Source organism: Streptomyces sp. CB03238 (assembly GCF_002099185.1).
In the GTDB taxonomy this organism is placed as follows: Bacteria; Actinomycetota; Actinomycetes; order Streptomycetales; family Streptomycetaceae; genus Streptomyces.
The window spans coordinates 361,390-373,020 of the sequence record NZ_NBCN01000003.1 but is presented as its reverse complement, the minus strand read 5'-3'; the positions used below and the strand labels follow the sequence as shown (position 1 = coordinate 373,020).

The window sequence follows — 11,631 nt, the reverse complement described above, 5'->3', positions numbered from 1 at the left end:
TCAACAGAGTGTTGAAGCCGGATAGTGTCCCGCTGCGCCCGGGATCACATCGGGCGGGAGACTGTGAGGTGAAACGTGCAACTGACGCCGCACGAGCAGGAGCGACTGCTCATCCACGTGGCCGCCGACGTGGCGGAGAAGCGCCGGGCACGCGGGGTAGGCTCAACCATCCCGAAGCCGTCGCCCTCATCACCTCCCACATCCTGGAGGGCGCCCGCGACGGCCGCACCGTCGCCGAACTCATGGCGTCCGGCCGCAAGGTGCTCAGCCGCGACGACGTCATGGACGGCATCCCCGAGATGATCCACGACGTCCAGGTCGAGGCCACCTTCCCCGACGGGACCAAGCTCGTCACCGTCCACGACCCGATCGTGTGAAGGGGGCGCTCTGATGATTCCCGGAGAGATCCTGTACGCGGACGAGCCCGTGCTCCTCAACGTGGGCCGCCCCGTCACCCGCCTCACCGTGCTCAACGCCGCCGACCGGCCCGTCCAGGTCGGCTCCCACTACCACTTCGCCGAGGCCAACCCGGGCCTCGACTTCGACCGTTCGGCCGCGCGCGGCCTGCGGCTGAACATCGCCGCCGGTACCGCCGTACGCTTCGAGCCCGGCATCCCCGTCGACGTCGAACTCGTACCGCTCGCCGGGCTGCGCGTCGTCCCCGGCCTGCGCGGACAGACCGGAGGCCCCCTCGATGCCTGAACTGATCCGGCCCGTGTACGCCGACCTCTTCGGCCCCACCACCGGCGACCGCGTCCGGCTCGCCGACACCGACCTGCTGATCGAGATCGAGGAGGACCGCTCCGGCGGGCCCGGCCGCGCGGGCGACGAGGCCGTGTTCGGCGGCGGCAAGGTGATCCGCGAGTCCATGGGCCAGTCCCGTACGACCCGCGCCGAGGGCGCCCCCGACACCGTCATCACCGGGGCCGTCATCGTCGACCACTGGGGCATCGTCAAGGCCGACATCGGCATCCGCGACGGCCGGATCACCGGCATCGGCAAGGCCGGGAACCCCGACACCATGGACGGCGTCCACCCCGACCTCGTCATCGGGCCGGAGACCGAGGTCATCGCCGGCAACGGCAAGATCGTGACCGCCGGCGCCATCGACGCGCACATCCACTTCATCTCCCCGACCGTCGTCGAGCAGGCGCTCACCTCCGGCATCACCACCCTCGTCGGCGGCGGCACCGGGCCCGCCGAGGGCACCAAGGCCACCACCATCACCCCCGGCCCCTGGCACCTCGCCCGGATGTTCGAGGCGCTGGAGACGTACCCCGTCAACATCGGCCTGCTCGGCAAGGGCAACACCGTCTCGCGCGAGGCGATGCACTCCCAACTGCGGGGCGGCGCCCTCGGGTTCAAGATCCACGAGGACTGGGGGGCCACCCCAGCGGCCATCGACGCCTGCCTGGGCGTGTGCGAGGAGACCGGCGCGCAGCTCGCCATCCACACCGACACGCTCAACGAGGCCGGGTTCGTCGGCGACACCCTCGCCGCCATCGCGGGCCGCACCATCCACGCGTACCACACCGAGGGCGCGGGCGGCGGTCACGCCCCCGACATCATCACCGTGGTCTCCGAGCCGTACGTCCTGCCCAGCTCCACCAACCCCACCCGGCCGCACACCGTCAACACGCTCGACGAGCACCTCGACATGCTGATGGTGTGCCACCACCTCAACCCGGCCGTCCCCGAGGACCTCGCCTTCGCCGAGTCCCGCATCCGGCCCTCGACCATCGCGGCCGAGGACATCCTGCACGACATGGGCGCCATCTCGATCATCTCCTCCGACTCCCAGGCGATGGGCCGTGTCGGCGAGGTGATCCTGCGGACCTGGCAGACCGCGCACGTGATGAAAAGGCGCCGCGGCGCACTGCCCGGCGACGGCCGCGCCGACAACCAGCGCGTACGTCGCTATGTCGCCAAGTACACGATCAACCCGGCCGTCGCGCAGGGCCTCGACCATGAGATCGGCTCCGTCGAGACCGGCAAGCTCGCCGACCTCGTCCTGTGGGAGCCGGCGTTCTTCGGCGTCAAACCGCAGACCGTGATCAAGGGCGGCCAGATTGCGTACGCGCAGATGGGGGACGCCAACGCGTCCATCCCCACGCCCCAGCCGGTCATGCCCCGCCCCATGTTCGGCGCACTGGGCAGGGCCGCGGCGGCGGGCTCGTTCAACTTCGTCACGCAGTCGGCCCTCGATGACGGTCTGCCGCAGCGGCTGGGACTCGCCAAGGAGTTCGTGGCGATCAGGAACACCCGGGGCGTCACCAAGGCGGACATGCGCGAGAACGACGCCCTGCCACGCGTCGAGGTCGACGCCGACACGTTCACGGTGACGATCGACGGCGCCCCGGTCGACCCGGAGCCCGCCGCCGAACTGCCCATGGCCCAGCGCTACTTCCTCTTCTGATGTCCCGGTCCGCTCTTCTCGTCCTCGCCGACGGCCGGTTCCCCGCCGGTGGCCACGCCCACTCCGGCGGCGCCGAACCGGCCGTCAAGGCGGGACGCATCCGTGACGCCCGTGACCTGGAGTCCTTCTGCCGGGGCCGCCTGCACACCAGCGGGCTCACCTCCGCCGCCCTCGCCGCCGCGGCCGCCCTCGGCCACGACCCCGCCGCGCTCGACGAGGCCGCCGACGCCCGCACCCCCTCGCCCGCGCTGCGCGCCACCGCCCGCAAGCTCGGCCGCCAGATGCTGCGGGCCGCCCGCACCACCTGGCCGAGCCCCGAACTCGACGCGCTCGCCCGGGCGTTCCCGCGCGGCGCCCACCAGCCGGTCGTCCTCGGGCTGGCCGCCCGCGCGGCGGGCCTCGGCCCCGAGGACGCCGCGCACTGCGTGGCGTACGAGACGGTCAGCGGCCCCGCCACCGCCGCCGTCCGCCTGCTGAGCCTCGACCCCTTCCAGGCCACCGCCGTCCTCGCCCGCCTCGCGCCCGACATGGATCAGGTCGCCGCCCGGGCCGCCGACGCCGCCCGCGGCGGCATCGACGCCCTGCCGGCCGCGTCCGCGCCGCTGCTCGACATCACGGCCGAGCAGCACGCGGCCTGGCCCGTACGCCTGTTCGCCTCGTAACAAGGAGCTCTCCCCATGCACCTCGACCACGACCACACCGGCCCCGCCGCCGTCAGCGCCGACGCCCACCGCCCCGACGGCACCCGCCGCGCCCTGCGCATCGGCCTCGGCGGGCCCGTCGGGTCCGGCAAGACCGCCACCGTCGCCGCCCTGTGCCGGGAACTGCGCGACCAGCTGTCCCTCGCGGTCGTCACCAATGACATCTACACCCGCGAGGACGCCGAGTTCCTGCTGCGCAACGCCGTCCTGCCGCCCGAGCGCATCCAGGCCGTGGAGACCGGCGCGTGCCCGCACACCGCGATCCGCGACGACATCTCCGCCAACCTCGAAGCCGTCGAGGACCTGGAGGACGCTGTCGGCCCGCTCGACCTCATCCTCGTCGAGTCCGGCGGCGACAACCTCACCGCCACCTTCTCCAAGGGCCTCGTCGACGCCCAGATCTTCGTCATCGACGTCGCGGGCGGCGACGACATCCCGCGCAAGGGCGGCCCCGGTGTCACCACCGCAGACCTGCTCGTGATCAACAAGACCGACCTCGCCCCGTACGTCGGCTCCGACCTGGAGCGGATGGCCCGCGACGCCAAGGAGCAGCGCGGCGACCTGCCCGTCCTCTTCACCTCGCTGACCGGCGAGCAGGGTGTCGCACCGGTCGCGCAGTGGGTGCGGGGCCGGCTCGCCGCCTGGAACACCCGAGGATGAGCGTCCACGCCACCGCGCGGATCGAGGCCACCCCCGCCGGGCTCCCCGTACTGGAGAGCGCCGGGCCGCTCGCCCTGCGCCGCACCCGCGCCACCGGCCCGTACACCCGCGTCACCGTCGTCGGCGCGATGACCGCGCCGCTCGGCGGCGACCGGCTGGCGATCGAGGCGGCGGTACGGGACGGGGCGCGGCTCACCGTCGACTCGGCGGCCGCGACGGTCGCGCTGCCCGGCCGGGACGCCGCCGGGCCGGCGACGTACGACGTGCGGCTGACGGTCGGCGAGGGAGCGGAGCTGCGCTGGCTGCCGGAGCAGCTGGTCTCCGCGTACGGCTCCGATCTCCGGATGCGTACGACGGTCGAACTGGCCGCCGGCGCACGGCTCGTCCTGCGCGAGGAGCAGATCCTGGGCCGCCACGGCGAACGGCCCGGCACCCTCGCCACCCGCCTCACCGTCCACCGCGCCGACCGCCCCTTGCTGGACCAGGAACTGTTCTACGGTCCGGGGGCGCCCGGCGGCTGGGACGGGGGAGCGGTGCTGGCGAGGCACCGGGCCGTCGGCCAACTTCTCGTGGTGGACCCGGACTTCGGCGACAAGCCGGCCGAGCCGCGCCTCATCGGCGACACCGCCGCCGTCACGCCCCTTGCCGGGCCCGCCGCCCTGGTGACGGCGGTCGCCCCGGACGCGCTGTGCCTGCGGCGCGTCCTGGACGAGGCGATGACGGCGCTGGTGTCCCTGTGACGGCCGCCGGTCAGCCGCCGACGTACCAGGTGAAGCCGCCGGACGACGCGGCGACGGCCAGCAGGATGGCGAAGACCACCAGGTCGACGATGCCGAGGACGATCGCGGCCTTCGCCATGCCCGCGCCGTTCTTGACCGGCGCCTGCTTGAGGCCGACCGCACCGAGGATGATGGCCAGCGGCCCGAGGATGACATTGAGGAACAGCACGCCGATGATGCCGCAGACGAGCCCGGCGATGGCGAGACCGTTCGTACGGGACTGCGCCTGCCCGTGCGTACCGCTGGTGCCGTAACCGGCCATGGGAACTCTCCCTGTTTCGGGGGGACTTGTGACCGTCCGTGTTGCCCGATGTGCCGATACCATGCCCGCCGGGTGAGAACTCCGTGCCGGTCCGCCCGCGCGATGTCGGTCCGCCCGCGCGATCGCGCGCCCGGCGGCGGCCCCGATCAGCGCCGGAACTTCGGGAACTTCCGTGGCTGGGAGCCCTGTTGGGCTTCCTTCACCCTGGCCGCGTAGTCGTCCACGTACTCCTGGCCCGACAGCGCGAGGATCCGGTACATGATCTCGTCGGTCACGGCACGCAGCACCGTCTTGTCGTTCTCCATCCCCGCGTACCGCGAGAAGTCCAGCGGCTCGCCGAACCGGATCGTCACCCGTTTGATCTTCGGTACGACCTGTCCGGGCGGCTGGATCTCGAACGTCCCCACCATCGCGCACGGGATCACCGGAACGCCCGCCTTCAGGGCCATGACCGCGACCCCGACCTTGCCCTTGTAGAGCCGCCCGTCGTGCGAGCGTGTCCCCTCCGGGTAGATGCCCAGCAGCTCGCCCTTGGCCAGCACCCCGAGCCCCTCGCGGATCGCCGCCTGGCCGGCCTCCTTGCCGGAGCGGTCCACCGGGATCTGCCCGGCGCTGCGGAAGAACGCGGCGGTCAGCCGGCCCTTGATGCCGGGGCCCGTGAAGTACTCCTGCTTCGCGAGGAAGGTGATGCGCCGCTTGAGGACGACCGGCATCAGGAAGTGGTCCGAGAAGGACAGGTGGTTGCCCGCGACGATCGCGGCGCCGTCCTCCGGGATGTGCTCCAGTCCCTCGGTCCTCGGCCGGAACAGCAGCCGCAGCACCGGTCCGAGGAAGACGTATTTGAGCAGGTAGTAGAACACTGGGCTGGCTCCCCACTCTCCCGGCCGGGCCCATCAGCTGTGTGACCACCTCTGATCGGACCTCATGCTGACGTGCTGCCTTTTTAACGGAGCGTCAGGCCATTGTGGCCCATCCTCGACCGCTTACCCATGCATTGCCGCTGCAGGCATGACCGTCATCCATGGTCCCGCACACCCGGACGGTGGCTCACCGGCTCGGGTGGCCGAAAGCCTCCGCCCCTGGTTGCCGGGGATCGAACGCAGGCGCGGGTGCGGGCTAGGGTGTGCGCCTGCCGGAGCATCCCGCCCGATCTCTTCGCCGGAGGCTGAAGGGGGACCGTATGGTTGACACGCACAGCGCGTCCGGGCTCGCGTTGCTCGCCGCGGCCGCCTTCGGAACCGCCGACTACCTCGGTGGGCTCTCCACACGGCGCACGGGTCTCGCCTCGACCGCCCTCGCGGCGCAACTCGCCGGCTGTGTCGCCCTGCTGGTGGCCACAGCGGCGCATACGGGCAATCCGACGTTGCGGGACCTGCTGTGGGGAGCCGCGGCCGGGGTCGCGGACTGCGCGGGTCTTCTGCTGTTGTTCAAGGCGCTGTCCATCGGGGCCATGGCGGGGGTGGCGCCGGTCTCCGGGGTGGTCTCCAGCGCGTTGCCCGTCGTGGCAGGCGTGTTCTTCGGGGAACGCGTCGCGGGGGTGCAGTGGGCCGGGATCGTCGTCGGGGTGATCGCTGTCGCGGCTGTCAGCCTGCCCGGCAGGTCGTCGGGCGAAGCCGCGCCGGGCGGCGCCAGCGGGGCGGAGCTGTGGCGTCCGCTCCCCATGGTGCTGGGCGCGGTCGCGGGAAGCGGATTCGCCCTCTACTACATCCTGTTCAGCCGCATTTCGGACGACTCGGGTGTCGCCCCCGTCCTCAGCGCCCGCATCGCCTCGGCGGTGGTGGTCGTCGTGTGGGTCGGCTGGCTGGTCAAGCGGCGGGCGGAGCCCCTGGCACCCCCGCGCCGGCTGGGTACGGCCGTGGCGTCGGGGGTGCTGGCGTCGGCGGGGAACCTGGTGCTCGTCCTGGCCCTGCGGGAGGGGCAGCTCGGGCTGGTCGCCGTCTTGGCGTCGCTGTATCCCGCGGTTACGGTGCTGTTGGCGCTCGCCATCCTGCGTGAGCGGCCGGGTCCGTGGCAGCTGGTCGGCATCGGCGCGGCCGTCGCGGCGGTCGGCATGATCTCCGCGGCGTGACGGTCGCCCCGCGCCGACGGCTCCCCCCTCCGCAACGACGCGAGTCGTCCCGTCCCGAAGCCACCGCAGTATCACCGGGAACGCGAGGAGTGCGCAGTGAGCATCGAACGGCGAGTCCTGAACCCGTACCCGCTGGAGCGCGCTCCCCGGCCGGACGGCCATCCGCTGTCGGCGGGCCAGGAACGCCTGTGGTGGCAGCGCCAGTCGGACGACGGGGCCCGCTACCACGTCACCGGAGGCTGGCACTGGGGGACGGAGGTCGATCCGGACGCGCTCACACGCGCGCTGGACGCGCTGGTGCGGCGCCACGAGATCCTGCGCACCGCCTTCGTCCTGGGAGGGGACGGGACGGTGACCGCGCGGCTGCGGGACGGGGTGCGTGTTCCGGTGCGCTGGGCGGGCAAGGACTGGGCGGAAGCCGTGGAAGACGCCGCGCGCCGGCCGTTCGACCTGGCCGGGCCACCGCTCGCACGGGCGGTGGTGGCCCGGTTGGACGACGGGTACGGACTGTTCGTCGCCCAGCACCACATCGTGTCCGACCGCTGGTCCATGGACGTGTTCGGCCGTGACCTGTACGAACTGTACGAACTGTACGCGGCCGAGTGCCAGGGGCGTTCCCCCCGGCTGCCGGTGCCGAAGCTTCAGTTCGGGGACTACGCGCTGTGGCAGCGCCGGTTGCAGGCGAGTGAGGCGCTGCGGCCGGTGACCGAGCGCTGGCTGCGGCGGCTGGACGGCTGCGAGCGTCTGGAGCTGGTGACGGACCACCCCAGGCCGGCGGCGGACGCGGACGACGACGCCGGGCGGGAGGTCGTCATGACCCTGTCCTCCGACGACACGGACGCCGTGTCGGCCCTGGCCTGGCGGAGCCGCGCGAGCCAGGCCGTCGTGGTCACCGCCGCGCTGGCCGCGACATTGAAGGCGTTCACGGGACAGCACGACGTCGTCATCGGCGCGATGCTCTCCGACCGGCCCAGCCCCGAGCTCCACGACGTGATGGGATTCTTCGTCAACACCGTGGTTCTCCGCGTCGACCTGTCGGGAGAGCGGCTGACGTTCCGCCAGATCATTCGACGTACGCGCGACGCGTGGATGTTCGCCGACGCCCATCAGGACGTGCCGTTCGAGCGGCTGGTGGCAGCGCTGGGCGCCGGGGCCGGCGCGGGCCGCCATCCACTGTTCGACATCACGGTCAACCACGCCGGCGGCCGACCCGGGGCGGAGGAGGGAGGTGGCACACCACCGGCCTGGGAGCCCCAGCTGCCGACGACGGCCCGATTCGACCTGTCCTTGCACACCCGGGTGGTGGACGGCCGCCTCCGGGCGGGTTTCCTCTACCGCCCCGCCCTCTTCCACCACGCCACCGTGACCGCCCTGGCCGAGCGCTGCGTACGGCTGCTGGAGCAGGGGGCGCGCGCTCCCGACGTACCCCTGGCGGACCTCGACCTGCTGGACCGCGCGGAGCGGGACCGGCTGTGGCGCCGCAACGATCCGGCGGACTGCCCCGGGGCCACGGTCGTGGAACTCGTACGGAACCAGGTGCGCCTGCGGCCCACGGCCACCGCCGTCACCGGGGCCCGGGAGGTGCTGTCCTACGCCGGACTCGAACGTCGCGCCGCCAGGCTGGCACACCGTCTGGTGGCGTACGGGGCGGGCCCCGAGCGCGTGGTCGCCGTGTGCCTGGAACGGACCACGGACACCCCCGTGGTGCTCCTGGCCGTGGCACTGACGGGCGCGGCCTACCTGCCGCTCGACCCGGGTCTTCCCGCCGAACGGCTGCGGTTCCTCCTCGACGACGCCGGGGCGGTCCTCATCGTCGTCCACCCCGCCCTGCGCGCACGGCTTCCCGGGACGGACGTACCGCTGCTGGTGTACGACGGCGATCCGGCCGCGACGACGGAAACGGCTCCGGACGCGCCGGCCGGGGACGACGTGCCGAGGGCGTTCCCGGCACCGGACCCCGACAGCGCCGCCTACCTCATCTCCACCTCCGGCTCCACCGGGACGCCCAAGTGCGTCACGATCACCCACCGCGCCCTGGGGCGGCTGGTGTCCGGCGCCCCGCGCTACCTGGATGTCGGTCCCGGTACGACGTTCCTCCAGACCGGTCCGCTCTCCTTCGACGTGGCCGTGCTCGAATGGGCGCCACTCGCCCATGGCGGCCGAGTGGCGGTGGTGGACACGGGCGCGCTGCTGGAGGAGCTGGGCCCCGCGCTGAGAGCGCACCGTGTCACCACCCTCAAGCTCGTCTCGCCCCAACTCGACCTCGTCGTCGAGCGTGGTCCCGCGGCACTCGCCGGGCTGCGTGAGCTGGTGGTGGGCGGCGACGTGGTCAACCCCCGCAGCTTCGAGGCGGTGCGGCGCGCGCTGCCGGGCTGTCGCGTCCTCGCGTCGTACGGCCCCACCGAGAGCACCGTCCTGGCGACCGTGTCCACGGGCCCCGTCCGGGCCGGGCGTGTTCCCCTGGGGCACGCCGTGCCGTACACCCGGGTCTACATCCTCGACGAGGACCTGCGGCCGGTTCCCGTCGGCATGCGCGGGGAGATCCACCTGGCCGGAGACGGGCTGGCCCGCGGATACCACCGCCGGCCCGGGACGACCGCGGCGGCTTTCCTGCCCGACCCGTTCGGGCCCCCCGGCTCCCGGATGTACCGCACCGGGGATCTGGGCCGGTACCTCGCGGACGGCACGATCGACTTCCTGGGGCGCGCCGACCGGCAGGTGAAGATCCGCGGCTACCGGATCGAGACGTCGGAGATCGAGCACGCCCTGGTGCGCGAGCCGGCGGTCGCGTCGGCCGTGGTCGTCGCCGCCGACCTGGACACGGGTCCGGCGCTGGTCGCGTACGTGGTCCCCGCCGCCTCCCAGCCCTTCGACCCCGGGGAACTGCGCCGGTGCCTGGCCGCACGCCTGCCCGCCTACATGCTTCCCGCGCACATCGTCCAGCTGTCGCGGCTGCCGCTGACGGTACGCAACAAGGTGGACCGCTCGGCACTGCCGCCGCCGCGCCCGGTACGCCCCTCATCCGTCTCATCCGTCTCCTCCGTCCCGGTGGCTCGCGCCGGCGCCGCGAACGCCCTGGAGGAGCGGGTCTGTGAGGCATGGTCCACGGTTCTGGGACATCCGCTGTCCGGGACGGACGACTTCTTCACATGCGGCGGGCACTCGCTGCTGGTGCCCCGGGCGACGGCCGCCGTGCGGAACCTCCTCGGCCGCGAGGTGCCGCTGCGGCTGATGCTGCGCCATCGCACCCCGGCCGCGTACGCCTCGGCGCTGCTGGAGGAGGGCGCACGCGGCCTTGACGGGGCACCCGGCCTTGACGGGACATCCCGGCTTGACGGGACACCCGGCCTTGATGGGACGGCGGACGCTCCGTACCGCCTGGAGCGGTCGACCTGGTGCGCCAAGGGCCTCGACGGCGAGCGCCGCGTCGACTTCTACGCCTCCGGCGCCGGACAGGGCGGGGACGTGCCCCGGTGGGGGCTCGTGGTGCTGGACGGTGGCGAGTTCGTGGACGTGGTCCGGCTTCCGGCCATCCTGCAAGGGCTGGTGGGACGGAGTGCGGTGCCCACTGTCGCAGCCGTCTTCGTCAGCCCCGGCTCCTGGCGGGGACGCCGTGAGGAACTCCTCGCCGACGGCTATGCCGATCTGCTCGCCGACGAGGTCGTCCCCCTGCTGGAGGCGTGGACGCCGGCGGTGCGGCCGGGGCCGGTGTTCTGCCTCGGGGCCAGTCTGGGCGGGGTGGCGGCGGTCCGCGCCGCGCTGCGCCGCCCCGACCGGTTCGCGGGCGCGATCGCCCTGTCGAGCCCGCTCTCCGACCACCGTCTGGAGCCGGTGGACGGCGTGCCCGCAGCCGTGTCGTCGCGCCTGTATCTGCACGCCGGCCGGGCGGAGGCGGACCTCGTCCTCGCCGATGGGACCGACCTGCCGACCGGGACGGCCAGGACCGGAGAGCGGCTGCGCCGCGCGGGCCACGCCGTCACCTGTGCGTACGGCCCCGGAGGGCACACCTACGCCGCCTGGCAGAACGCTCTGCCGGAGGCGGTCACCTGGCTCGCCGCGGGCGAGCCGACGAGGAGCTGATTCCCTTGGACGACACGAACGACATCATCCGGGCCGAGCCGGAACGGAACCAGGAGCGCCGCTGCCAGGTCGTCGCCAACGACGAGGAGCAGTACTCGGTGTGGCCCACCGACCGGGACCTGCCCGCCGGATGGCACCGCGCCGGTCCTTCGGGGACGCGTGAGGAATGCCTGGCCCACATCGACGAGGTGTGGACCGACCTGCGTCCACTGAGTGTGCGGCGCCGCATGGGGGGGCGAGACCGGCGACTCCCCGGAGTGCTGAGGGCGCTCACGGGAGGGCACTGACGTCCGGCGACGCCGTGGCCCGCCGGCCCCGTTCCCCGGTTTCGCCGGCGGAACGAACCGGGGCCACGGCATCGCGCGCACCGGGATCAGCCGCCCACCCGGTCCCGTCCTCCCGTGGCGTCCTGGCCCGCCAGCGCCTCCTCCACCGCCGCCGCGATGGAGCGAACGGTGCCGAAGGTGGCCTCGTTCAGGCGGTGTTCGGGCAGTTCGAGGTCGAAGCCGTCCTCCAGGGCAAGCATGATGCCCATGCAGTTCAGCGAGGTCATCCCCAGGTTCCACAGGTCGTCGTCGGGCCCGAGCACACCGCGTCGGAGGACGAAGCCGAGCTGCTCGCCGACAATGGCGCGTACGGTCTCCACCGTGGTCGGTCCCGGCATG

11 protein-coding genes and 1 pseudogene are annotated in these 11,631 nt (G+C 72.9%); 9 read left to right on the top strand and 3 right to left on the bottom strand.

Annotated elements, in window-relative coordinates; genetic code table 11:
- Positions 1 to 75: 75 nt before the first annotated feature.
- The 6 genes and pseudogenes from BKD26_RS06650 to BKD26_RS06625 all read left to right on the top strand — a co-directional run bounded on the left by BKD26_RS06650 (position 76) and on the right by BKD26_RS06625 (position 4,517).
- Positions 76 to 377 (top strand): annotated as a pseudogene (locus BKD26_RS06650) (urease subunit gamma).
- Between the two features lie 13 nt (positions 378 to 390).
- Positions 391 to 702, top strand: a complete 312-nt coding sequence (locus BKD26_RS06645; protein WP_084896773.1) for an urease subunit beta — start codon at positions 391 to 393, stop codon at positions 700 to 702.
- Positions 695 to 2,416, top strand: a complete 1,722-nt coding sequence (locus BKD26_RS06640) for an urease subunit alpha (RefSeq protein ID WP_084896771.1) — start codon at positions 695 to 697, stop codon at positions 2,414 to 2,416. The genes BKD26_RS06645 and BKD26_RS06640 overlap by 8 nt, the downstream gene beginning before the upstream one ends.
- The gene (locus BKD26_RS06635; RefSeq protein ID WP_084896768.1) at positions 2,416 to 3,078 is read left to right on the top strand and encodes an urease accessory UreF family protein; all 663 of its coding nucleotides are present in this window, start codon (positions 2,416 to 2,418) and stop codon (positions 3,076 to 3,078) included. The genes BKD26_RS06640 and BKD26_RS06635 overlap by 1 nt, the downstream gene beginning before the upstream one ends.
- A gap of 15 nt (positions 3,079 to 3,093) precedes the next feature.
- Positions 3,094 to 3,777 carry an urease accessory protein UreG gene (gene ureG / locus BKD26_RS06630; RefSeq protein WP_084896766.1) on the top strand — a complete coding sequence of 228 codons (684 nt, stop codon included), beginning with the start codon at positions 3,094 to 3,096 and terminating at the stop codon, positions 3,775 to 3,777.
- Entirely contained in the window at positions 3,774 to 4,517 is a 744-nt protein-coding gene (locus BKD26_RS06625; protein ID WP_084896764.1) for an urease accessory protein UreD, read from the top strand. The genes ureG and BKD26_RS06625 overlap by 4 nt, the downstream gene beginning before the upstream one ends.
- 10 nt (positions 4,518 to 4,527) lie before the next feature.
- On the opposite strand, the gene BKD26_RS06620 is transcribed toward BKD26_RS06625, so the two are convergent.
- Both BKD26_RS06620 and BKD26_RS06615 read right to left on the bottom strand, forming a co-directional pair.
- Positions 4,528 to 4,818 (bottom strand): DUF4190 domain-containing protein, encoded by a 291-nt coding sequence (locus BKD26_RS06620; RefSeq protein WP_084896762.1) that lies wholly within the window; start codon positions 4,816 to 4,818, stop codon positions 4,528 to 4,530.
- Positions 4,819 to 4,964: 146 nt separating this feature from the next.
- Entirely contained in the window at positions 4,965 to 5,678 is a 714-nt protein-coding gene (locus tag BKD26_RS06615; RefSeq protein ID WP_084896760.1) for a lysophospholipid acyltransferase family protein, read from the bottom strand.
- 320 nt (positions 5,679 to 5,998) lie between these two features.
- Between BKD26_RS06615 and BKD26_RS06610 the strand changes: the two genes are divergently transcribed.
- The 3 genes from BKD26_RS06610 (at position 5,999) to BKD26_RS06600 (ending at position 11,253) form a co-directional block, all read left to right on the top strand.
- A complete protein-coding gene (locus tag BKD26_RS06610) occupies positions 5,999 to 6,886 on the top strand; it encodes an EamA family transporter (RefSeq protein WP_084896758.1) in 888 nt (295 codons plus the stop codon).
- A 96-nt stretch (positions 6,887 to 6,982) separates the two neighbouring features.
- Positions 6,983 to 10,966 carry a non-ribosomal peptide synthetase gene (locus BKD26_RS06605; RefSeq protein ID WP_084896756.1) on the top strand — a complete coding sequence of 1,328 codons (3,984 nt, stop codon included), beginning with the start codon at positions 6,983 to 6,985 and terminating at the stop codon, positions 10,964 to 10,966.
- 26 nt (positions 10,967 to 10,992) lie between these two features.
- The gene (locus BKD26_RS06600) at positions 10,993 to 11,253 is read left to right on the top strand and encodes an MbtH family protein (protein ID WP_143662620.1); all 261 of its coding nucleotides are present in this window, start codon (positions 10,993 to 10,995) and stop codon (positions 11,251 to 11,253) included.
- 86 nt (positions 11,254 to 11,339) lie between these two features.
- On the opposite strand, the gene BKD26_RS06595 is transcribed toward BKD26_RS06600, so the two are convergent.
- Positions 11,340 to 11,630: a phosphopantetheine-binding protein gene (locus BKD26_RS06595; RefSeq protein WP_084896754.1), complete on the bottom strand. Its 291-nt coding sequence runs from the start codon at positions 11,628 to 11,630 to the stop codon at positions 11,340 to 11,342.
- Position 11,631: the final 1 nt, after the last annotated feature.